General features: G+C 37.4%; 21 protein-coding genes. 10 read left to right on the forward strand and 11 right to left on the reverse strand.

The features are described 5' to 3' along the window. The first annotated feature begins 87 nt into the window (after window positions 1–87). Window positions 88–780 carry a phosphoribosylglycinamide formyltransferase gene (locus tag G6R09_RS03590; RefSeq protein ID WP_163920554.1) on the forward strand — a complete coding sequence of 231 codons (693 nt, stop codon included), beginning with the start codon at window positions 88–90 and terminating at the stop codon, window positions 778–780. A gap of 225 nt (window positions 781–1,005) precedes the next feature. Then, window positions 1,006–1,785 (forward strand): RelA/SpoT domain-containing protein, encoded by a 780-nt coding sequence (locus tag G6R09_RS03595; protein ID WP_065166968.1) that lies wholly within the window; start codon window positions 1,006–1,008, stop codon window positions 1,783–1,785. Window positions 1,786–1,849: 64 nt separating this feature from the next. Here the strand turns inward: G6R09_RS03595 and G6R09_RS03600 are convergent, their stop codons facing one another. Beyond that, on the reverse strand, window positions 1,850–2,881 hold the full coding sequence (locus G6R09_RS03600; protein WP_065166969.1) for a sugar-transfer associated ATP-grasp domain-containing protein: 1,032 nt from the start codon (window positions 2,879–2,881) through the stop codon (window positions 1,850–1,852). A gap of 722 nt (window positions 2,882–3,603) precedes the next feature. Between G6R09_RS03600 and dcuC the strand changes: the two genes are divergently transcribed. Beyond that, window positions 3,604–4,956, forward strand: a complete 1,353-nt coding sequence (dcuC, locus tag G6R09_RS03605; protein WP_065166970.1) for a C4-dicarboxylate transporter DcuC — start codon at window positions 3,604–3,606, stop codon at window positions 4,954–4,956. A 95-nt stretch (window positions 4,957–5,051) separates the two neighbouring features. Here the strand turns inward: dcuC and G6R09_RS03610 are convergent, their stop codons facing one another. Continuing rightward, the gene (locus tag G6R09_RS03610; RefSeq protein WP_163920556.1) at window positions 5,052–7,400 is read right to left on the reverse strand and encodes a glycosyl hydrolase family 18 protein; all 2,349 of its coding nucleotides are present in this window, start codon (window positions 7,398–7,400) and stop codon (window positions 5,052–5,054) included. A gap of 404 nt (window positions 7,401–7,804) precedes the next feature. Then, window positions 7,805–8,053, reverse strand: coding sequence for a GlsB/YeaQ/YmgE family stress response membrane protein (locus tag G6R09_RS03615; protein WP_060998390.1), 249 nt, complete (start codon window positions 8,051–8,053; stop codon window positions 7,805–7,807). Between the two features lie 242 nt (window positions 8,054–8,295). Between G6R09_RS03615 and yjjG the strand changes: the two genes are divergently transcribed. The 3 genes from yjjG to brnQ (G6R09_RS03630) all read left to right on the forward strand — a co-directional run bounded on the left by yjjG (window position 8,296) and on the right by brnQ (G6R09_RS03630) (window position 12,597). Continuing rightward, window positions 8,296–8,970, forward strand: coding sequence for a pyrimidine 5'-nucleotidase (gene yjjG, locus G6R09_RS03620; RefSeq protein ID WP_065166971.1), 675 nt, complete (start codon window positions 8,296–8,298; stop codon window positions 8,968–8,970). A 416-nt stretch (window positions 8,971–9,386) separates the two neighbouring features. Next, window positions 9,387–10,673 (forward strand): branched-chain amino acid transport system II carrier protein, encoded by a 1,287-nt coding sequence (gene brnQ / locus G6R09_RS03625; RefSeq protein ID WP_373423695.1) that lies wholly within the window; start codon window positions 9,387–9,389, stop codon window positions 10,671–10,673. A 586-nt stretch (window positions 10,674–11,259) separates the two neighbouring features. Beyond that, a complete protein-coding gene (gene brnQ, locus G6R09_RS03630; protein ID WP_065167004.1) occupies window positions 11,260–12,597 on the forward strand; it encodes a branched-chain amino acid transport system II carrier protein in 1,338 nt (445 codons plus the stop codon). Between the two features lie 138 nt (window positions 12,598–12,735). Here brnQ (G6R09_RS03630) and G6R09_RS03635 read toward each other — a convergent pair whose 3' ends face one another. The 3 genes from G6R09_RS03635 to G6R09_RS03645 all read right to left on the reverse strand — a co-directional run bounded on the left by G6R09_RS03635 (window position 12,736) and on the right by G6R09_RS03645 (window position 15,565). Continuing rightward, window positions 12,736–12,912 carry an ATPase gene (locus tag G6R09_RS03635; RefSeq protein WP_036791078.1) on the reverse strand — a complete coding sequence of 59 codons (177 nt, stop codon included), beginning with the start codon at window positions 12,910–12,912 and terminating at the stop codon, window positions 12,736–12,738. Window positions 12,913–13,008: 96 nt separating this feature from the next. Continuing rightward, complete coding sequence (locus tag G6R09_RS03640) at window positions 13,009–14,712, reverse strand: phospho-sugar mutase (RefSeq protein WP_163920560.1); 1,704 nt, start codon at window positions 14,710–14,712, stop codon at window positions 13,009–13,011. A 331-nt stretch (window positions 14,713–15,043) separates the two neighbouring features. After that, on the reverse strand, window positions 15,044–15,565 hold the full coding sequence (locus G6R09_RS03645) for a DUF2058 domain-containing protein (RefSeq protein ID WP_065166973.1): 522 nt from the start codon (window positions 15,563–15,565) through the stop codon (window positions 15,044–15,046). 391 nt (window positions 15,566–15,956) lie between these two features. On the opposite strand from G6R09_RS03645, the gene G6R09_RS03650 reads away from it, so the two are divergent. Further along, window positions 15,957–16,439, forward strand: coding sequence for a YidB family protein (locus G6R09_RS03650; RefSeq protein WP_163920562.1), 483 nt, complete (start codon window positions 15,957–15,959; stop codon window positions 16,437–16,439). Between the two features lie 50 nt (window positions 16,440–16,489). On the opposite strand, the gene astB is transcribed toward G6R09_RS03650, so the two are convergent. Then, entirely contained in the window at window positions 16,490–17,827 is a 1,338-nt protein-coding gene (astB, locus tag G6R09_RS03655; RefSeq protein WP_163920564.1) for an N-succinylarginine dihydrolase, read from the reverse strand. 329 nt (window positions 17,828–18,156) lie between these two features. On the opposite strand from astB, the gene G6R09_RS03660 reads away from it, so the two are divergent. Together G6R09_RS03660 and G6R09_RS03665 are read left to right on the forward strand one after the other, a co-directional pair. Then, window positions 18,157–18,846, forward strand: a complete 690-nt coding sequence (locus G6R09_RS03660) for a MaoC family dehydratase (RefSeq protein WP_163920567.1) — start codon at window positions 18,157–18,159, stop codon at window positions 18,844–18,846. 849 nt (window positions 18,847–19,695) lie between these two features. After that, window positions 19,696–20,715 carry a lipoate--protein ligase gene (locus G6R09_RS03665; RefSeq protein ID WP_065166976.1) on the forward strand — a complete coding sequence of 340 codons (1,020 nt, stop codon included), beginning with the start codon at window positions 19,696–19,698 and terminating at the stop codon, window positions 20,713–20,715. A 74-nt stretch (window positions 20,716–20,789) separates the two neighbouring features. Here G6R09_RS03665 and G6R09_RS03670 read toward each other — a convergent pair whose 3' ends face one another. Continuing rightward, entirely contained in the window at window positions 20,790–21,719 is a 930-nt protein-coding gene (locus tag G6R09_RS03670) for a cation diffusion facilitator family transporter (protein ID WP_163920570.1), read from the reverse strand. A gap of 75 nt (window positions 21,720–21,794) precedes the next feature. Continuing rightward, window positions 21,795–22,397: a DNA-3-methyladenine glycosylase I gene (locus G6R09_RS03675; protein ID WP_087844697.1), complete on the reverse strand. Its 603-nt coding sequence runs from the start codon at window positions 22,395–22,397 to the stop codon at window positions 21,795–21,797. Window positions 22,398–22,663: 266 nt separating this feature from the next. Between G6R09_RS03675 and G6R09_RS03680 the strand changes: the two genes are divergently transcribed. Next, window positions 22,664–22,936 (forward strand): hypothetical protein, encoded by a 273-nt coding sequence (locus tag G6R09_RS03680; RefSeq protein WP_065166979.1) that lies wholly within the window; start codon window positions 22,664–22,666, stop codon window positions 22,934–22,936. Between the two features lie 208 nt (window positions 22,937–23,144). Here G6R09_RS03680 and G6R09_RS03685 read toward each other — a convergent pair whose 3' ends face one another. Next, window positions 23,145–23,459: a hypothetical protein gene (locus G6R09_RS03685; protein WP_082955656.1), complete on the reverse strand. Its 315-nt coding sequence runs from the start codon at window positions 23,457–23,459 to the stop codon at window positions 23,145–23,147. Between the two features lie 148 nt (window positions 23,460–23,607). Then, window positions 23,608–24,510, reverse strand: coding sequence for a protein translocase subunit SecF (secF, locus tag G6R09_RS03690; protein WP_087844700.1), 903 nt, complete (start codon window positions 24,508–24,510; stop codon window positions 23,608–23,610). Window positions 24,511–24,512 lie beyond the last annotated feature (2 nt).

Consider the following 24,512-nt stretch of genomic DNA (forward strand, 5'->3'; position numbering starts at 1 on the left):
TATATTTAGCGTCAGAACAGGATGTTCAGTGAAAATACCTACTTAGCTGCCATTTGCTAAAGCTAGGTTTAAGGAGTAAAAATGGTTATGCTTTCAACTTGTCAACAATCTAGCAACAATGTGCGTTCTATCGTGTGTGGCTGTGCTATGTCTCATCGTCTTAATCTTATTAACGATTGGCGTTATGACAACATTCACCAACCTCATCAACAATTTGAAAAATTGTATCAACATGCTAAATTTGCACAAATAGAGCTTAATTTATTAATTAAAAAAGCAGCATCAGATACTGCTTGCCACCCAATCCTTCCTGGTCAAAAATCACGAACACGTGCTCTACAAAAGATCACTACCGAGCTACATGGTAAATCTGATGCATTAACCGATCTAGTCCGTGGATCAATTGTTGCCTCAAATATTGATGATTTAATCACGGCTTATGATTATATTATACAATATACCGATGTTTGCGGTGTTAAAAACCGCTTTAGCCAACCGACAGATTCTGGCTATCGCGATATTAAGCTATTGATACGTTTACCTAATAGTCATTTCATTGCCGAAATACAACTACACCTAAAAAAAATAGCGTCAATAAAAAATGGCGCTGAACACTCAATTTATGAACAAATTCAAAATATTGAACGTCAGGCTATGCTTGAGTCGCGTTTACTACATGAATTAGAACAACGAAAAATTACCAAATTACGCCAGTACTCACAATCGCTGTACCAGCAAGTATGGCAGCACTATATGGGCAGAGGCCGTCTTGCAAGTTAGTCCTAACAACATCCATTATGTGTGATTATGAATAATGTAAATACACTGTAATAAATAATTCAAAAATATGAATAACAGCACAGTATTCAATTCCCATTCAGGGTAAAGTTACTACCATGTGAACAGATAACACATTATATCTAACGCTCAACATACAAACTTTTTAGTTATACCCGTTTTAGTATGTTTCGATATTGCACATGCAATATTTACAGGAGTTGTTTAATGAACATAAAATCTGTTTTACGTACAAGTTTTGTTCTTTTTTGCATGCTTAGTCGCTCTGTTGTGGCAGCGCCGGCTATTACTCCCGCTTTTAATACTCATGATCAATCACCAACCCGTCAAACACAAGCCAGCCGTAAGGCCTTTCAACGTGATTTAAGCGGCTTATACAGTATTCAATCATGGAAAACTGACAACCTGCGTCAACCATTTTCGAATTTTGATGACCTTTACTTAGCCGCAACCGATGCGCAAGTAGAACTACAAACATTACTGCAAAGTGTTAGCCTTGCATCAACAACTAATATTATTATCCCTCAGATTAAATCAGCCCAACGGGCACAGCAGAAAATCACCACAGAATTACAAGGCCAGACTGATAAAATTACCGATATTGCACGCGGGTCTATTGTTGCGAAAAATATTCCAGCATTAGTTCAGGCGTATGAATTACTATCAAAAGAAGCAACAATCGTTAGTGTCAAAAATAGATTTAAAAATCCAACACCATCAGGTTACCGTGATTTAAATGTGCTAGTACGCTTACCTAACAGCCAAGTTATTACTGAGGTTCAACTGCACTTAAATGAAATATCAACCATAAAAAATGGCCCAGAGCACGACCTTTATGAAAAAATTCAACATATTGAACGTGTAGCATTACAACAACAACGTCCATTATCTGAATTTGAAGTTGCGCAAATTAATAAACTGCGACAACAATCACACCAACTATATCAAACAGCATGGTTAGGTTATTTACAACCACAAGCAGCATAATTTACATAAAAAAAAGCCTATATGAAAATTTATCATATAGGCTTTATATCAACAGCTACTATTATTAGAGTGATATTTTTTTTGCATCTTTATCATTTAATTCTTTAATAAAGTCAAAGAATGGTTCAAAAACAGGACCATTATTAGCCTGATGAAAACTAATATCAGACCAAAGAATATTATATTCAACAATAGATATAACACCATCTTGATCTACTGTTATATCCCATGATACTAAATCTTGACTCTTTAATTGTTGATGTTTTTCTTTTACTAGTGCAACAATTTCATTAAAGTAAGGCACATAATGATCATCAGAAAAATCAATCTTAGAAAATGGGTGAGTATAGAAAATTTTGTCTAACGCATAATTAAATCCGCGATTATTTAATTTCCCTTGATGATCCATACCAATAGAGATACCACCACTAGAGGCATTATCTACACGACCACCATTACCCATACGCAAAATTGCAGAAACGAAATGAATATCGCCATGACAACGCATTGTCATAATTCGTAACGTATTTATTGAAGTCGGATTGAATTTTTTCAATTCCTGATGTTGTGTAATTAATGGTTGAATAATAAAGTCAGTTTTATTATTCAATAGCTTTTCAATTGCTGTTTTAACTTCAGAAAACGTACCAATTGTTACGCCAATGCCACCACCAGTACCAGAACTTACTTTAACAACAAACTCTCGACCATCTTCTTCAGTTAAAATATCAACCATTTGAGAAACAGTAATGATTTCACCATTCTCATTGTAAATACAATTAGATATTTTATTAATAATACACTTTATTGTATGTGAACCTAAAACAGTATCAATATAACCTTTATGATCAAAATAACCAGCAACATTATAATTATTAAGCTTACCTTCAACACGATTGTGATAGTAAGTCTCAGATAGATATTTATCCGATTGGATACCTGACGCTAATTGGTATTGATGTGTCCAAAATCGTCCGGTAATAGGACTCAATTCATTGCTACACTTAAACGAGTCTTTATTTTTAAGCCCATATTTAAAATGCTTCAAGTTCGCTTTTAATTCGAAAAAAATACGACGTAATTTACTATTTTTCATATTTCAACCACTCTAAGTTATCCACACACAAATATAATTAACTAACGATTCACTGAATGTATACATGTATAGAATTAATAGTAAAATCCTAATTTAGCAATTTACCCTATTAAGAATAACTTATGTAAGCTCAATAAATATAAGTCGATAAATGGTATTAGCATTATATATTAGTGATAGTTATATAATCATATAAAACAAAATATCATAAAAAGCTCAAATTAACTATTTAATTTAATATGTAAAACACCAACAAAGTATTGCTTATAATTTATATAAATTACACTTATATAAACATTGTTCATTTTGGGGTTTTATATTAATACCATCTTTAATAAAAATATATTATGTATTTTGATTCCCCTCATGCTCATAACGTAAATTGTAGCATCTACATACCTAAAGTGTTTTATACTTACTTCTCATTTTATATTAGAATTAAAAACACCATCGCTACATTCAATTATTCTACACCCACTAAATTATTGTTGGTTTGGTACATTTATAAAAAAGCGCAATGTTGAATATTTGTACGTATAAATAATAAGTTATGTATATAAATTGAGAGTTTTACGATACAGAACAAAAGTCTTTATTTGAGCAGTATCATAGTTACATTTATTTGCTTTCATTAGGCGCACTTTTTTATCGTGAAAACGTTTTCAATCTCTTATTATCCAGCCCATATAAATGGACTTTTTCCAACAATATGGAGCTAGATAATGGTTACTATTTTTAGTCTTGTGGTTATATTCCTTGTAGGCTTATTAATCTATAAAAAATACAATCCACAAACAACACTACTGCTTGGCGGTATTATTATGATGGCAGCAGCCATTATATTTAGTACAGGTACGCCGCTTCCTGAAAAAATTTCTAGTGGTAATCAATGGCTTGATATATTTACTTTCCTAAAAAATACCACCGCCAAAACAGTGGGTACTCTTGGTCTAATCATCATGGCTGTTGGCGGTTTTGCTAAATATATGGATCATATCGGTGCCTCACGCGCATTGGTTAATATTGCGATAAAGCCTTTAGGTTACTTTAAAGCGCCTTATTTAGTAATGGCACTCGGTTATATCATGGGCCAAATACTGAATATCTTTATTCCAAGTGCATCCGGTCTTGGTTTATTGTTAATGGTAACACTGTACCCTATTTTAGTGCGTCTTGGTGTGAGTAAAATGTCTGCTGTCGCTGTTATTGCAACCGCAGCCTGTTTAGATTTAGGTCCGGCCTCAGGTAACGTGAATTTAGCGGCGCGTACTGCTGATATTCCTGTTACTGAATACTTTATTACTTACCAATTACCTGTTGCTATTGCGACAATGATAACAATCGCTACGCTACATTTCTTCGTACAACAATGGTTTGATCGTCGCGCAATAGCAACTGATGAAGTACAACTTCAAACACAAGATGACCACGTTGCACCACCAGCATGGTATGCATTACTGCCAATTATTCCGTTAGCATTAATTATGATCTTTAGCCCAATGGCGATTGCTAGTGTAAAAATAGATGTGGTAACTGCAATGTTTATTTCAATTGCGGTAGCGATGGTTTGTGAAGGTATTCGTCACGGTGCAAAACCCATCTTTAAAGATATTTTGGTTTATTTCGATAGCATGGGTAAGCAATTCGCACGCGTAGTAACGTTAGTTATTGCAGGCCAAGTGTTTGCTCATGGTATGAAAGTCATCGGTCTACTAGATACTGTCATCAACTTTGCAATTAATGCGTCTGTATCACCAGCATTAATGATTATTTTAATGGTTATAATCATTACCTTTGCGGCAATTTTAATGGGTTCAGGCAATGCGCCGTTCTTCTCATTTGCTGCTATGGTGCCAGATATTGCCAACAAAGTCGGTGTTAATGCCGTTGTTATGTTGATGCCAATGCAATTAGCATCAGGTATTGCACGCTCAATGTCGCCAATCACAGGCGCTATTGTTGCTGTTGCCGGTGTTGCCGATGTGTCACCATTTGAATTAGTCAAACGTACCGCGATACCAATGATTGGTGCGCTGATTGTTTCAACGGCAATGTCACTGATTTTAGGCTTATAATTTTCGCTACTTAAAGAAAACCCCGTTAGCTATTATTAAAGAGAAATAACTATACGGGGTTTTTTATTATCTTTTATTTACACTAATAAATAAGCTTAGATGCGTTCCCAAGGGCCATTTGCATTACCCGGTTTATCACCTTTCGTCCACCATTTTGCGCGGTAATTATTACCGTCAAAGATAACTTCATCACCACCATTATAGGTTTTCGATGCTGACCAACCACCAACTTCACCGGTATCTTCTTCTACCCATACCGATGATGTTCCCGGAGTTTCACCTTTCGTCCACCATTGCGCAGTATAAGTAATGCCGTTATAAACTACAGTGTCTCCGCTATTGTAGATAGTATCGGCATTCCACGTATCACCAACAGCTCCACCTTCAGCCTTAACATTAACCATAACTGTTTGTTGAGTCGCGGCTTGACCATCAGACACAGTAATCACAACATTGAGTGTTGTATCTGTCGTTGTTGTTGGTGCAGTGACAGTAACATCAGCACCCGTTGCAGTCGCTGTAACCTGACCTGTTGATGCAGAGTAAGTTAGTGCATCACCATCGGCATCGGTTGCTGTTACTGTAATAACCACATTCTGACCACTTTCAACATCAACCATTGCTGGCGCTGTCAATTCTGGTGCGGTATTTTCAACGACACCAGACCCTTTCACATTAACAACCACAGATTTAGTTGCTGTTTTACGACCATCAGTTACTTTGATCGCTATTGATGTCACAGTATCTGTTGCTGAGTTAGGTGCGGTATAAACGACAGTTGCAGTACCGTCGCCATTATCTGTAATTTGTGCATCAGCAGAACTAAAGCTTAAGCTATCGCCATCAGCATCGGTTGCCGAAACAGTGAAACTAATTGTCTCACCAGCCAGTGCCGATTGAGCACTTGGTACGGTTAACTCTGGCGCAGCATTTGGCGTGGTGTCAGCACTAAATACATCATCAATCGCTTCTGCTAATGGTGAGCTTAACTTAGTACACTCTTTTAGCTTGGTACCATGATTAATAAAGGTGCCTTCACACTTAATATCGCCATGCACTTGCCACACGATCACTCCACCTAAATCATGATCAACAATGTACTGTGCTTTCTTCTTCATCGAAGGTACATCATCATAACTTAAGAAATATTTTCCTTTCACAGCATAAGGGACTTCAGCACTAGCATCCCACTTATGTTCCCAACCTTTTGTTTTAACAATGTAGTTATAGTTTGGTGAACCTTCAAATTCTTTCCAGTTATCAACATCAACTGCCGATAGTAATGGCCCATCAACCGACATATTATAAATACGCTTATCGGTTGGCGCACCTAAATAAGCCTCAGCTTCTGTGGTTTGTACACCTCGACCATAGAACGCAGCACCAAAGTTAATTTTTTCTGATGGAATGCCTTTTTCTGCCATCCAAATACGTAGTGTATCTAAATCAAGACCTTTAAATTCTTCTTCAGGATATGGATACAATGGCGCGTTATGGCCTGTAACATTTGACCACGCACCGTTAAGGTCGTATGTCATCATGTTGAAGTAATCCATTGATTTAACAAGGCGTGGCCAATTAAATCCTTCAAGTTTAGCGGTTGATGCAGAGAATGCAGCAGTCAGTAGTTTATCAGGACCAATACGCTTACGAATATCTTCCATTAACTGTTCAAAGTTAGCAAAATCAGCAGGATCACCCGCAAAGTTCATACCGCCAAAACCTGGGTATTCCCAATCAATATCAATACCGTGGAAACCTAATGCCATTAACTTATCGAGATCTTTAAGGAAACGGGCTTTTTTAACAGGATCGGCGGCCATTTCAGGAAAGTGCTTAGACATACTCCAACCACCAAGTGATGCCATCACCTTAACGCCTTTCTGATTAGCAAGATCAATCAGACCCGGAGCGCCACCTTCTTTTTTAAGTGGGATCGGCATATCACCTTCAATACCAGTTGGCTTATGACGCCAACCTTTACCACTTTTCACAAAACCTTGCGCTTTTACTTTGGCTAAATTTTCAGCATCCCACGGTTCATTTACAGGATATTGATGAATATACTCTAATTCACCCCATAGAATATGGAAATCCCAGCTTGAATACACATCTGGATGTAATAATGGCCCAGGCTCTTGCACACTACCTGGCTTATAAATTTGTTTATTACGTAAATCACCGCTATGTAACGTACCGTCTTTTGCTACGCCAAAAAATGAGAAATTAAGAATGGAGTAAATATCCATATCTACGTTCAAATGCGTCGCTTCACCTTTTACAGAAAAACCTGCATTAGTACCTTTCCATGCTTCCCACTGAGTTAGATAACCGATTACGTTCTTATCATGTGTTGGCGCTGCTTGTACTTGAGCTGCCGTACTTGCAAATAGAAAGCCTGCAATAATGCCCGCCACTTTGGTTTTATTAAATCCCTTTTCCATTTTGTGCTCCACGTTATGATTAATAGCAAATTGCTATATCAGCTTTTATAAATACAACTGATTTTTTATAACGATTAGTAATGCTTTTTGGTCATTAAGAATCTAAACACAGTGTGAAGGAACTTTTTTAGTTTAGCGAAAAAAAATCACAAATATAGGCTCAATAACTAACATTAATGCAACAAGAGTGGCGGATAACATCTTTTTTTAGCCACAACATTCAAAAAATAGCACTTTTACACAGGTAAAAATTGGAAGGTGGAAGAGATAATATTTACATAAAAATATCATTCTAAAGCGGATAAAACGGTTTCTAGGCAATCATGGTTTTCAATACAAATAAAAAAGAGAATCGAATTAATCGGTTCGCTTTTTTATTTTGTATATTACTAATGCTATGATTATTAACGAATAAAACGATTATAAACAAATAGCAAAATGAAAGCACCTAATGTTGCAGTGATAATACTGCCAATATTGACGCCTGTAGCGTGGCCTAAACCAATAAATTTACCGACAAAACCGCCAACAAAAGCACCACCAATACCTAGCGCCATTGTCACAATCCAACCACCGCCATCTTTACCAGGCATTAACCATTTTGCTAATGCGCCTGCGATTAAACCTAAAATAATCCAAGATAAAATGCCCATTTTTTTTCCTCAATTGGCCAATTTTTCACTCTCAATAGAGATAATGTGATTATGGTATAAGTAGACATATATCACACTATTGAGTTCAATAAAAATTACATTGCGATAAAAGCAGCCCAATTTAGCACAATTATTTACTTTGATTGACTAGCATGTACTTCCTGACTTCAAGTAAAATAGCTTCCGCTTGCGAGGGTTCATCTAGTCGCATTTTCACTCACAAAAATAGAGATTTACGCGTAATGAAATACCAATGGATTTTATTTGATGCTGATGAAACCTTGTTTCATTTTGATGCTTTGCGTGGCCTGCAACTGATGTTTTCTCGTCATAACATTACTTTTACTGATGCCGATTTCAAACAATATGAAGCGATTAATAAACCACTATGGGTTGATTATCAGAACGGTATAATTTCAGCGACTGAATTACAAAATATACGCTTTGAAGCATGGGCAGCCAAACTTTCGCTATCAACCGAACAACTCAATCATGATTTTTTAATGGCTATGGCTGATATTTGTACGCCATTAGACGGTGCTAAATCATTGCTTGAAGCATTAAAACCACAGGTTAAGTTAGGTATTATTACTAATGGCTTCACCGCTTTACAAGAAATACGCTTACAACGTACGGGTTTTGCTGATTTATTTGATGTACTGATTATTTCAGAGCAAGTGGGTGTCGCAAAACCTGATGTTAAAATTTTTGATTATGCCTGCCAACAAATGGGCGAGCCTCAACGCCAACAAGTGCTGATGGTCGGTGATAACCCATATTCTGATATTTTAGGTGGTATCAATGCGGGCATGGATACCTGTTGGCTTAACTGTGACCACAAGCCGCAGCCCGTCGATATTAATCCTACTTATACCGTGACGTCATTAGCTGAATTACAAACCCTGCTGCAAGCCTAATCCGCGGTCTATATTATAAAATACTAGATGCCATTATATAATGACTATAATTCAGTTATTTATATGGCATCTAGCTGGTGAATACTAAAAAAACGTCAATTATTTCTTCAGCGTGCTTTACAATCCCTCTAATTCCGATTAAGTTTAAGCCTCATTTTTTCTTAGAGCGTATAAGCTATGTCTCAGAACATTAACAACAATCAGGATGCTATCACCACAGCAACCAGACCGATTGCTTGTACGCTAACATCTGTCGTCGTCGTCATTTTCTGACGCTGACGGTTAGTTTATTCGTCAGTAACGCTGGCGGATATGAGTCTCACTTCTTATTACCTCTTCCAGCATACTGACTCACATTGTTCGCTTTGAATAAGGTATGTCATTTGAAAACAAAAGAACTTGCAGCCATTGGTTTTATGACCTTTGCACTATTTCTCGGTGCTGGTAACTTAATATTTCCACCTCTTATGGCACAACAAGCGGGTGAAAACTGGCTCATTGCTATCGCTGGATTTTTGCTTACCGCCGTTGGATTACCAGCCTTAACACTGGTTGTGCTAGGACGATTATCTTCTGCTGATCGATTAACAGCAGCCTTACCTAAATGGATGGATCGTTCATTTTGGTTCTTAGTATTAACCACTCTTGGCCCTGCTTTTGTTTTACCACGTGCTGTAACGGTTGCTTATGAGATGGGAATTAAACCGTTCTATTCTGGCAATGGTTTAATGGCGTTTTCTGCTATTTTCTGCGCTTTAACATTAGTATTGGCCCTTAAACCTGGAAAATTGGTCGATTATATTGGCAAAATCATGACTCCAGCACTGATTGCTATGCTGGCACTACTTGCCATCTCTGCTATCGTCAATCCTCTAGGCTCCCCAACGGCTGCAATTGAAACCTACCGTAAAGCACCAACAGTAAATGGTCTTATTCAAGGCTACATGACATTAGATGCTATTGCAGCGGTCGCTTTTGGCTGGGTTATTATTCAAACAATTCGCAACACTGGCGTAAAATGCAATAAAGCCATTTCTTACTACACCCTTCGCATTGCCATTATTTACGCGGTTTTGATGTCTCTTTGTTACCTTGCTATGGGATATTTAGGCGCGACGTCGTCTGATATTGCGCCACAAGCAACGAATGGTGGTGAAATTCTGACGCGTTATGCAGCTGGTGAGTTTGGCACACTGGGTCAATTATTATTAGCCACCATTACTTTAATGGCTTGTTTAACCACAACGGTCGGTTTAACTAATGCTAATGGTGAATACTATAAAAATACTTACGGTGTAAAATTTAAAATCAGCGCGACTGTGATTATGGTACTGACAGCCATTATTTCTAACGTTGGTTTAGAAACCATCATTAAAGTTAGCCTACCTGCTATTTTAATATTGTGTCCAATTGCGATTTCATTAATTATTTCAACATTTTTCATACATAATCATTCAACTGCTGAGCAACGCTATATCTCGCTTAGCCAAACAATCGTGGTTATCGTTGCCACTATCTTTGGTAGTATTGATGCGTTAAATATTCTCGGTAAACTACCCTCGACAATGTCTACATTTGCCGAGCATTGGTTACCTTTATTTTCATCACATGCTTCTTGGTTAGTACCTGTTGCAATTACTATTTTAATCAGCAAATTGTGCCGTTTGGGGCATAAAAACCAGCCAAGTATTGCCGTCAATTAATTTGCTATCACTCATTATAGGGCTAGATAACTGCTAGCCCTATCTGCTGATTGCTCACAAAAAAACATACATTCACAACATAATTCATCAAAATTATGACTACTATTCAAAATAAATAGCTCACATTTCACTAACCTTCTAATATTAAACACTTAAATTAGACTATTTTTACAACGATTAAAAAAAAATTGAAGAAAGTTATTTACAACACTAACTTTTCTTTATATTTTTATGCTGTAATTCACGTTTTCATTAATAGAAGTTGTTAAATTATGCATTCAACAGTGTTTGAACATAGAGAACAAAAACATTTAACATCGACAATAGCGGCTAACGCTTGGGTTGATGTTGCTTCTATAACGATAAAAAAAATATCTCGAATTATTTCCGCTTTTATCCTAGTGATTATTCGCTAGGCTGGCGGGCAAGCTTCCGTCAGCCGTTGCTGATGGAAGATAGTTTCAACTCTTCATATCTTCTTTCAGCAAACCTGCGGAACCATTATTAACGAAGCAACAGACTATAATAGTTACGATACTAAGTGATTAATAGCTGTTTGATATTCACAACAATGCAGGTACAACATTTGAAAACACAAGACTTACTCGCTATCGGTCTAATGACCTTTGCACTATTTTTAGGCGCTGGTAACTTGATCTTCCCCCCCGCAATGGGTCTCGACGCAGGAACATCATTAACATCAGCAATGAGTGGCTTCTTAGTAACCGCTGTTGGTCTACCCGCTTTTACTATTATTGTCCTTGGCCGTATTGGCTGCACAAAAAACCTCACTAAAGCATTACCAAAATGGTTAGCAACAATATTTTGGATCCTCTTATTTACAGCTATAGGTCCTGCATTTGGCATGCCGCGTGCTGTTACCGTTGCTTATGAGATGGGACTAAAACCTTTTTTCAAAGCTGATCATCTGATTGCTTTCTCTATTGTATTCTCTGCTATCACATTACTTTTAGCCTTTAAACCCGGTAATCTTGTTAACTACATTGGTAAAATCATGACACCTGCACTGATTTTATTATTAGCCGGTTTAGGACTAGCAGCATTTATATCACCACTTGGTGTTCCCGCAGCACCTTATGGTGACTATCAACACAGCCCAGTAACCAATGGTTTGATTCAAGGCTACATGACCATGGATGCTATCGCAGCGGTTGGTTTTGGTTGGGTTATTATTCAAGCGATTAAAGCTAAAGGGATCGTGTCACAAAAAGGGATTGCAAGCGTCTCATTTAAAGTCGCTATGATCTACTTTGTATTGATGGGCAGTTGTTATATTGCTATGGGATATGTAGGTGCCACATCAACCACAATTGCAACTCATGGTATGAACGGTAGTGTGATCCTCACTCGCTATGTTGCAGGTGAATTTGGCATCTATGGTCAATGGATATTAGCTGCAATTATTATTATGGCATGTTTAACAACAACGGTTGGTTTAACCAATGCTTGTGCTGAATATTACCAACAAACATTCAAAGCATCATTTGGCTTAACAGCCACAATCATCGTGGTATTAACGGGCATCATTGCTAATTTTGGTCTTGAAGATATTCTAAAAGTAAGCCTACCGGCTATTTTAGTTTTATGTCCTGTTGCAATTGCTTTGGTGTTTGCTTCTTTAACAGCTTCGACTATTCATGTTTCAACGCTGACGCACACTTCAGTATTAGTGACTGCAATGGCTTTTGGTACTATTGATGCAATCAGTATTCTCGGTAAAATGCCCGCGAATCTTAATCAGTTTTTCAACAATACACTGCCGTTATATCAAGCACATGCTAGTTGGTTACTGCCAACACTATTGATATTATTCGTAACAACAATCATGGCACGTCTACCGATTGTTGCACGTAAATTCAATGTCGTTGATTACCGATTAGATTCAGCAGCTAAACAGCAATAATATACTCAGTAACGATAATTGGGGTTATCAATACTCGTTGTATTTCCTTATTGACTAAGCATAAAAAAGCCTCTTATTCTGCTTCAATATACATGAAGAGCAGTAAGAGGCTTTTTATTACACAATGATCACACTACCTTATTCAGGTAAACGCTCACCTGTCATGAATGCGTGTAAAATTTCAGGCGTTAACTCACCTGCTTCTTCTAAACGCTTAAGCTCTGCCACAATTTTCTTTTGATCATCAATTGATGGAATCGGTAATTCTGGCTCTTTTTCATAATCATCAGGTAACGATAAATTAAGATCGTGCATGGTAAACCCTTGGTTATCTAAAATAAATTTCAACTTTCATAATTATACACTGAAAATTGATCAGAGTTCAGCTTTACCACACTGCGATAATTCAAATTACAATGATGCTTGATGCTGAGCAATTAATTGATCCATTGTTGCTTGTGCTCGGCGTTGGGCATGCTCAAACGTCTCTTCTTGGCTCATTGGTTCAACCACTTCATAGTAGCACTTTAACTTAGGCTCAGTGCCTGATGGGCGAACGACAACACGAGCACCATCTTCAAGATGATAAATCAACACATCACTGACCGGCAAATCAATCGCTTCAACAGTACCATCAGCAAAAGTACATAGTGATGTCTTAAAATCTTCAGTACGAACAATCGCTAATCCTGCAATCGCTTGAGGCGGCATAGCACGTAATGAATCACCAATAGGAGCTGCGGTTGGATCGAGAGCAATACTGCGTTGAGCGTTAATATATAACCCGTACTCTCGATAAATCGCTTCAAGTTGATCCCAAACCGTTTGGCCAGTAACGGCAAGTTCTGCCGTTAATTGGGCAAATGCAACTAAAGCCGATAGCCCATCTTTATCCCATACGGTATTACCTATGGTGTAACCTAATGCTTCTTCATAAGCAAAAAGGAATTTATGATCCGCCGTTTGACGATCCATTGCGACATTGGTTAACCATTTAAAACCAGTTAATGTTTGGTAATATTGCGCCCCAAGAGCTGTGGCAATTTTGCCTAACAATGTCGATGACACAATAGTATTGCCGACTAAACTGGTTGATGCTTGAACGTGATTAAGTAAATAATAACCAAATAATGTTCCAACTTGATCACCCGTCAGCATTTGGTATTCACCATCATCACGACGGGCAGCAACAGCAAAACGGTCAGCATCGGGATCATTGGCGCAGGCTAAAATTGCTCCATGGTGTTTCGCTTCGGCGATCACAAGATCCATTGCACCCGGTTCTTCAGGGTTTGGAAACTTAACCGTTGGAAAAGCGCCATCTGGTTCGCGTTGTGCAGCAACACTGTATACATGCTTGAAACCGGCATCGGCTAATAATGTTTCAGCCATCTCGGCACCCACGCCATGCATGGCGGTATAAGCAAGACTAATATCTTGTGGATTATGATGATTATTAAGTAACGGGGTACTATTTATTGCTCGACGATAATCTTGATAATAAGCATCATCAAGCCACACTAATAAGCCCTTGGTTTCAGCTTCAGCTAGATCCATAAGGTGTATTTCAGATTGAGTTGCTTTATCTATTTCTGCTGCAATTCCAGCATCATGAGGCGGAATGATCTGCGCACCATTACTCCAATAAACTTTAAAACCGTTATAAACTGGCGGGTTATGGCTAGCAGTCACAACAACAGCCGCTGCCGTTTGTAAGTGCTTAACCCCAAAGGCGACAATCGGTGTTGCAGCGACTTTGGTAGTAAGATAAACCTTTATACCTTGGGCTGCTAATGCGGCTGCCGTATCATGAGCAAATTGACGTGAATCAGGGCGACCATCGTAACCAATGACTACACCTTTATGAGCTGCTGCATTATCTGTGCGTAGTAAATACTGACCCAGCCCAGTTGCGGTTTCTTGAATAACTAGACGGTTCATTCGGTTAGGGCCTGCACCAACCACACCTCGCAAACCGGCGGTACCAAACTCTAAACGTCCATTAAAGCGATCAGCTAATTCAGCTGTCGCATTATCCGCGACTAATTGTTGTAATTCTTGACGTGATTTAGGGTCAGGGTCACGTTGTAACCAACGTGTAATTTCATTATTCATCGTTATTATCCTAGTACGTTTATCATCATTACTGCGCGGTGATAATGGATGAGTTCTTATAAAGACGCAGGCACTACCATCGTATATTTATCTATCATTGTTATCATATCGGGAATGCAAATGATAAATAGTCTCATTAAAATATGCCCTATTTCGCTGAATTACAACCGTCTTTGAACAAGATTTCATTCGCAATCGATTACCTTTGTCTAACCATATTACCGCACTGATTTGTTAAATATTCATTTAAACAGTAATACCTAACGATTGTCTCGACAAATATTTAGCTATAAAAAAAGCCTCAATCGAGGCTTTTTTAGGTTCGCGGTATTTACCACATCAGATCATCAGGAATAACAAAATCTGCATATGGATCATCTTCATCACTGATACTTTCATCAACGACATTATTAAGCACAATCGACTCTTGATCACGCAATGCAATTTTATCAGCGACAGCGGCTGGAATAATTTCATAACCATCAAGATAACGGGCGATAGCAAGACGACCATTAACAAGTTGGGTTTGCATTAACTTATCAACATAGATTTTCTTAACCGTTGTACCATCAGTAAAGTTATAACCAATATCACCGCTACTGCGATCCAAACGGTTCATCTCAATCAGTTGTTTTACCTGTGCTAAAAATGCTTTTTGTTGTGCATCTTCATCTCGTTGACGGTTGAGTGCTTTATCTTTCTCTAACTGAGAGATTCGATTTTCCTCAACAGCAGCTTTTGCTTCTTTCGCTTGAGTACGTGATTTTTTGTTTGTCTTACCGGCTTTTTTTAGCTTTTTCTTATCAATAAGACCCGCTTTTAGCATTTGCTCTTGTAGGCTTAGCTTTGCCATTGAAACTCCATCAATTATTCGTGGCGATGAGTAATAATTACATTCATAGATTAATGAGACTATTATCTCTGTTTGCTCCAAAACAGGTCAAGCATTGCTGCACATAGATATCATGATTATTACAATCAATACCTCAAGTAAATAACGCCTTACCCTTTATAAGCAACAATATCCAAAATGAATACAACATACATTTTTAGCATTAAAATGTCGGAATATGCTGATAATTCAATCTATTTTTTATATTATGATTATTAACACAACTATTAATAATCATTGGGAATAAACTCAGCAGAGAATATAACATGAGCTTATTGAGTTTTATGCATAGCATTAGCATCCTGATTTTTAGTAACCGCATAAATAACTTATCGAGCAAGGAATTATAATCATGGATATGGTCGAAATAGTTCGTCTTGGAGCACAATTTTTTAATCAATCACGCGCAAATACTCAAGCTGTTGATGAAAACAGTATCTTTGCTGCGCTCTGTCATTTATTAGACGGCAACGATCAAGGTCAGAATGTAGATCTTCAGAGTGTTATTAAAGCACTTAATCAAGCTGAATTATCTAATATTGCGCATTCTTGGCTTAGTAATGACGTCAATGCGCATATTTCAGCAACAAATATTACTGCGATTTTCAGTGTCGAAAAACTTGTCGCTTTTGGTGCTGAGCTCAACATGCCAGAGCAAGATGTTATTTTAGGCTTACAAGATGCATTACCGACAATGATAGACCAAGCCAGTCCTGGCGGAGATATTGATCATAACTTACTGATTCAACCCGTTGGCGAAATCCACAGTATTGATGACTTAATGGATATCAATAATCTGAAAAGTTTTGCTTCAACCATTTTTGGTAAAAAGTAGCGCTGTTACGCTTATAATCCGCTGCCGATGTCCTGTCTTGGTTATGCGGATTATACCCGTTGAAAATCATACACGGATCCTAACTTTAAAATATACGTTAGTTCATCTAATGCGGTATGTGATTCCACTAATAATAATGGATCAGCTAAATCTGCTTCTACTAACCGATCACGATAATGTAAATCGATCCAGTCACGTAAACGTTTAAATAATGTTTCGGTTAAGAACACCGCAGGATTGACAGCTTGTTGCTCTTTATCACTCAATACAACTTTGAGCCGTAAACATGCAGGTCCACCACCATTTTGCATACTCTGACTTAAATCAAATAAATCAACCCGATTAATACCAACCTGCGCTTGTAATAACTGCTGTATATATTCCCATATACATGCATTATGCTGGCACTCTTGGGGAAGAATTAAACTCACATCACCATTCGGTAAGGTCACTAATTGCGAATTAAATAAATAGCTACTGACAGCGTCATTGACACTCACCACATCATTTGGCACTTCTATAATAGAGAAACCTATGCCCATTTTATGATGCAGTTGTTGATATACATTGACTTGATCTAAAAATGCGTCTTGATGGCAAAACAACATTTGCTGATTAGCAACAGCAATAACATCATTATGAAACACGCCGTGATCAATCACTGTTGGGTTTTGTTGTGCCATCACTAGTTGTTGTGGCGCTAACTGATGCAGACGTGCAATAGCAGCACTGGCTTCATAAGTTTGCCGCGCGGGATAACGTTGAGGCGCTGATTGGTGGCGGTCAAAGCCATAACGTCCAAACACGAACATTTCAACGCCTTGTTCACCGTGTTGAACGCAAAAACGCATATGGTTCGCAGCCCCCTCATCCCCTAAATATTCAGATGCTGGCAGCGGTGGATGATGACAAAAATGGTTATCATCATTAAACATCGCCGCCAAAATACGAGAAGTTGTTTGATGTTCGATAGAGCGATGGAAATGGCTGACTAAATTAGCAGGAGTAAAATGGATTCGTTTATCACGCGTATCTGCTGAGGGGGATACTGTTGCAGCATTCGCCGCCCACATACTTGATGCCGAACAGCAGCTAGTTAATAGTTTTGGTGCTTGTTGTGCTGCTTGCTGTAACACACGCCGATCACTACCGCTAAAGCCAAGCCGACGTAACATTTTTATATCAGGCCTAATTTGAGGGGCAATAACACCCTGTAATAATCCAAGATTAGCCAATGCCTTCATTTTATTAAGACCTTGTAAAGCCGCATTTTTAGGATTAGACGCATGGTGGCTATGTGTTAACGATGCAATATTACCCGCAGATAAACCACTATAATTATGGGTCGGCCCAACCAACCCATCAAAATTAGCTTCATATGCAATCATTGCTTTCCTCCATGATATGAGCTCTATTTCTTTATAGTATAGCTGGCAACTATTTATCGCATTTCAGCACTGGTTAAGAAGTGATGGTTTATGATACCTATAAGTAATATTTAGCCTATTTATTACTATTCATCTCAATCTTTTATAAAAAATAGTAAAAAAACGCCATTTAATTATTGCGTAAAGGCATCAACATCCTTTAAAATTAACTCATCCGATGAGTCTTATAAGTATTTTTTATAAAAAATACCAGTTGTACTACTGTAAATAATAGCTACAATGCCCAGCCCCAAACCCAAGCGTGGCATTTCAAACTAAGGTTATGCTCTATGAAAGTAAAAGTCGTCGATTTTATCAAACGTAAACGTGAAGTGTTATCACATCACCCGTTTGAGTTTAAAGACTGGCTATCACCATCAATCCGTGATTATTGGATTGAATTCCTTAATAAAGCCAACAGCAGTCATTTTGCGACTTGGGTTAAAGATCATAACCTCGTATCGGTCTCTAATGGTGAACCGGTTTCTGAGCCTGCAGCAATTGAAATGCACCCAGAAGCAACCAAAGTTATGAATGAGCTTACAGCATCATTAGGTGAAGAGATTCATGTTGGTGAATGGTTAACTGTTGATCAACTACGTATTAATAATTTTGCCAATGTTACTGAAGATCATCAGTGGATCCATACCGATCCGCAAAAAGCTGCCGCAGAGTCTCCTTTTAAAACAACCATTGCCCATGGTTTTTTAACCTTGTCGCTGCTTTCTGTGTTAACTGACAGTGTTGATCCTGCGAGTCCAAAGTTTCCATCAGCAAAAATGACGGTCAATTATGGCCTTAACCAAGTTAGATTCCCTTATCCGGTTAAGAGCGGTGTTAATATTCGCGCTAGAACAAAAATTCAATCAGTGACACCGATTAAACGTGGTTTAGAAATCGTGCAAGAAATTACCGTTGAGATCGAAGGCTGTCGTCGTCCAGCGTGTGTGGCAGAATCAGTAATGCGCCTTTATTTCTAACGTCTTTGTTACCCTAGCTTTCCCCCATTCAAAAAAGTCGATTCGTCGGCTTTTTGTCTATCTACACTTACCCAAACCAATAAAAGCAAAAAACAGCAATTAATTCATAGTGTTATTACGCTTACATTTTTTGGTATTTTTATCATCTAATAGTGTAAACCTAACTTTTCATAAATAGTCATTTACCCAATGAAGAAGACTGGTATGGTAGCCGAACATTTTTTTAGCTAGGCATCATTATGAACAAGTGGATAAAATTCATTCCTCTCATTTTATTAATTGGCTATTTCATCACTTATGATGTGTTTAACCAAGTGAGTCAACCGACACCAACAGAACAAACAACCAACAATCAGTAAATAATCTAGAACTAACATAATTAGATCACACATAGATTAGAGGTAGCATGGTAAGCAATCCATGCTCTTACTGATAAAAGCACTTCAGAATATTATTCGCGTTAGACTCACCCTCCCCTCATTTTGAGCTCTATTCCAACATCTATTTCACCGCACACCATCAACATTAACCATAACAACAACTCACCTCTAAGTTACATTATTGCTACCACCCAACAACAAGTAGTAACCTTAACTTGCAATTATCGTTATTTTCATACTAAAAATGTGATGCTATTCTTATTTCATGATCTAGAAAACATCAAGATTCTCTAGACAAGTCATAATTGAAAGCATGTTACCAAATCACATTTGTTCCAGTTTATAGGATGTGATTTGGTTTTTTTCATTTATAGCCTATCGACAATGCTGCCGCTTCTGTATTGACTGCTTTACCTCTATCAAATGACAAGGTAAATTCATCGCATCCACATTTAGTCAGGTATGCGTGATGTCTTCAAAAATTAAAGTGCTGATTTCAGACTCTACCAATCCATGGTTCAACCTTGCCGTTGAAGATGCAATTTTCCGTACAATGTCGACTCAACAGCGAGTATTATTTTTATGGCGTAATGACAATACTGTTGTGATTGGACGCGCTCAGAATCCATGGAAAGAGTGTAATACACTTAAAATGGAACAAGATGGTATTACGCTTGCGCGTCGTCAAAGTGGCGGCGGTGCAGTATTTCATGATTTGGGTAATACCAATTTTACCTTTATGGCTGGTAAGCCCGATTATAATAAAACCATCTCTACCGATATTGTACTCTCGGCACTTAAAAAATTAGGTATTGAGGGTAAAGCAACAGGCCGTAATGATTTGGTTGTTGAGGATGCTGAAGGTGAACGTAAGTTTTCAGGTTCAGCCTACCGTGAAACAATGGATCGTGGTTTTCATCATGGCACATTATTACTGAGTGCCGATTTAACCCAGCTTGCAAATTACCTTAATCCAGATAAAAAGAAATTAGCAGCTAAAGGGATCACTTCAGTACGCTCACGGGTGACCAATCTCAACCAAATAGTAAATAACATAGATCATGATATGGTCTGTAATGCCATTATTGAGACATTTTGTGATTATTATGGTGAGCATGTTGATGCTGAACATATTTCACCGCAAGCATTACCAGAATTAGTAGGATTTAATGAAACCTTTGCAAAATTTAGTCGTTGGGATTGGAATTTTGGCAATACTCCTCAGTTTACACACAGCTTAGATGAGCGTTTCATTTGGGGAGGAATTGAGCTACACCTTGATGTAAATAAAGGCAGTATTACGGAAGTAAAACTGTTTACTGATAGTTTAGATCCTGCGCCATTAGAATTATTAGAGCAACGATTAGTTAGCCTTCCTTATAATAGTTCGGCAATCAGTGCAGCTATTGATAATTTAGCCATTGAATACCCACATTATAATGATGTTTTAATCGATGTCAGTCATTGGCTACAAAATACGATTAATTAATGTCGTTCTAATAATTTAAATTAATAACAAGACCGTATTAATTATCGGTCTTGTTATTCATTTAGCGACATGAGTTATACTTTTTTGTTATCACAATCATCGCAGCACGGATTATTTATTCGTTCTTGGCAATTATAAGGTTCAATGTGAATAATAATATCGACAACTTCATTTAATTCATTTAATAAATGGGTTTTAAAGTTTTCAGTGATATTATGCGCACGCTCAACACTCATGTCAGGATCGACCAATAAATGGAAATCTAATAATATAGTACTCCCTGTACGGCGACTTCTTATAGCATGCACTTCTTTAATATCTTTATCTTCAGCTGCATATGCTTGAATTTGTTTTTCGATATCAGAATCCGCTTTGGCTTCTGTTAATTCTAAAATTGCAGGCCATAGAATTTCAAACGATGCTTTTAAAATCATTGCAGTAACAATTAATGCGGCAATTTGATCTAAATAATGAAAAGAAGGAAAAAAGTAGTTCGCAATAACAGCAATAGCGACAGGCAAAGAACTTAATGCATCTGAGCGGTGATGCCAGGCATTAGCATATAATGCACGACTGTTAATACTTTTAGCCTGAACCGCTGTCCAACGATAAAGCACTTCTTTTACCACAATCGATATAACAGCAGCGATGAAAGCTAGCATTCCTGGTTGAGAATGTGATTGAGTACTGATTGAATGCAGTGAATCCCAGCCAATACCAATACCAACAATTGCTAGAATAAAACCAATAAAGATATTAGTTAAAGTCTCAAAACGACCATGACCGTAAGGATGTTCTTTATCTGCAGGGGCTGTCCAATACCGCGAACCGATTAAAATTGCTGTATCAGTGACCAAATCAGAAAAACTGTGCACACCGTCGGCTATCAATGCCTGACTACCAGTAAGTTTACCGACGGTAATTTTTATAAATGCCAAAGCAATGTTTGCAATAGACCCAACCCAGGTGACTTTCTGAATTAACTTAACAGCCGTCGTTGACATAACGCCCCATAAAACATAAAAAATGAATGTAATATGATAACGAATTTATCCTAATAAATGTGATCTTTTTTACATTTATAACGTCTCGTCTGTTATATCTGTAATACCATGATAACATTGACAATTAATCGTATGATCATTGACCATACCCACCGCTTGCATAAACGCATAACAGGTTATGTTACCAATAAATTTAAACCCATTATGTTTTAGAAATTGACTCATCGCCAATGATGCCGCAGTAGCTACAGGAACATCATCGCTTGATGACCAATGATTAATAACTGGCTTATTATTAACAAACTGCCACAAAGGTATCGCTAAATTGCCATATTGTATTTGCAATGCTTTTGCAGCCCGCGCATTAGTGAACACCGAACGCAATTTCCCACGGTGTCTAACTACATCATAATTATCAATAATGTCAGTTATACGTAATTCAATATCATGGTCACTATAGGCTGCAAGCTTATCGATATTATAAGCTTCAAAAGCATTTCTATAGTCAGGACGCTTTTTTAAAATAGTATACCAATTAAGCCCTGCTTGAGCGCCCTCTAGCGTTAAGAATTCAAATAAATAGTTATCATCTTTATGTGGCTGTCCCCACTCTTTATCATGATATTGACGCTCTAACTCTGAGTGAGTAGCCCAATCACAAACATTATTGGTAGCCATAAAATCAACCTTAACGAAAAGTATTATATTTTAGAATAATAACATTTATAAAATAAATTAATTTATTCAATAAGGTTATTTAAGAGTATATTAGCTTAACTTTAAGAACTTTTAATGTAAATAATCTTCATACAGCATTATTACTTAAAAAAACTCATCAATATCACATTATTTATATCAACTATAAATATATGGTTTTAGTTTTGTTAGTTTGCTGCATACTAATTAATGCCTATAGCATAGATGTATTCATTAAGGGATTAAATATGAAAAATATTGCGGAATTTATCGCAGAAATAGAAAATGACAACTGCAGCTATAGTATTTGGGTGTATGCACAACAAGGATACTATAAACAATTAAATAGTACGGCAGTTACCAAGAGCTATTCATACCTTAAAAAGATAGTTGAATCTCATATGCAAATAATTGTCGAGCTTAATAATGATAAACCTGAGCACTATTTGTTATTACCTGAAATAAATGTTGCCACACATATTGCATTTCAAGATCAAAAAGTAACAGCTATTGCCGCATAAAAATACTCTAAAATAAACAATAACTATTTAGGCTAGTTTACCTCTAACTAAAAACAGATCATCAGATCTGTTTTTTTTGTAAAATGACACTATCGTTATATCTTATAATTAAAAGTTATTAAAATTATATGCTATCTATTTAGTATAGTACCGTGCTTAGATTATAAAACAATAACAACTTTATAAATAATAGACATATGTCAAACAATTATTGAGTATTTGATAATTTGTATAACATTTTTTCAGTTCCAGATTCACATGCCGAATAGCCCTGTTGCCACCCGCTCTTAAATCGCGTTGAAATATTGATTAATGTACTGTCTTGGCTGTAGGTATGTTCGGCGACATTAACCTTTGCAAGTGCGGATTCACAGCCTTGGTTATAGCCATAGTGATAGAGGCTATTATACTCAACCTTATTAACGTACTGATCAGGTAGAAAACGAATATCACCCTCATTGGTATGAGTACAGCCCGCAATTAACAGTGCCGCACTACAGATAAATATAATTCCTTTTGGCATGCTATCTCCTTTCACCATGCTTTATTTAACTTCTTTTTAGTCTAGCAACAAATACCACTCTGTATTTAAAAAAACTGTATATCTTGAATTGACTGCAAAAAAAAACCGCCAACATTGCTATTGACGGTTTTTACTCAATCTCTACCGATTAAGGATCTTGTGACTCAGGTTTTGGTAAATAGTGCTCAGGCTTCAATCCTACGAATTCTGGCAGTAGTGTACCTACTGAAATCGATGACCATGTACCGGTTAACACACCAATAAACATCGCAATAGAGAATCCTTGCAGCGATGCACCGCCTAATAACCATAATGAACTGATTGTCATCAACGTTGTACCTGATGTCACCATCGTACGTGAGAACGTTGCAATGATCGCTTCATTGTTGGTTGCTTCGATGTTTTGTTTTGGTTTCGCAATCAGTAGCTCACGAATACGGTCGGCAATAACAATCGAGTCATTCAATGAATAACCTAAGATAGCCAAAATAGCTGCGAGTACCGTTAGGTTAAACTCCATTTGCGTCATTGCAAAGAAGCCCACAGCTAGAATCACATCGTGCATTAGTGCAAGTAATGCACCCGCAGCAAGGCGCCATTCAAAACGGTAGCTTAGGTAACCTAAAATACAAAGCATAGTAACAAGTAATGCTAAACCACCTTGAGATGCCATTTCAGCACCCACTTGTGGACCAACAATGCTGGTGTTTAAGACCTGTACTTGTGCATGCAGTGGATCAAGCACTTGTGTTATTGCAGGGTAAGTCTCGCCTTTCGCTGGCACTGCATAACGTAGAATCCAACGTCCTGGCTCATCTGCAGCAATCACTACAACGTCTTGCTTAAAGCCCGCATCCATCAGTGGTTCAATTTCACTGCTGGTGATTTGGCTATTCATCTGAACTTCACTAACAACACCGCCAGTAAAATCAAGACCCCAGTTTAGACCACGAATACAAATGAAGCTGATCGAGATAACCATTAGCGCAATTGACACAATACCGGTCATATAACGCAATTTAGTTAAGTTTGTAATAATCCAATTTTTCATTG

Origin of the sequence: Photobacterium sp. Alg240-V54, from assembly GCF_900537155.1 — a bacterium.
Taxonomy (GTDB): Bacteria; Pseudomonadota; Gammaproteobacteria; order Enterobacterales; family Vibrionaceae; genus Photobacterium.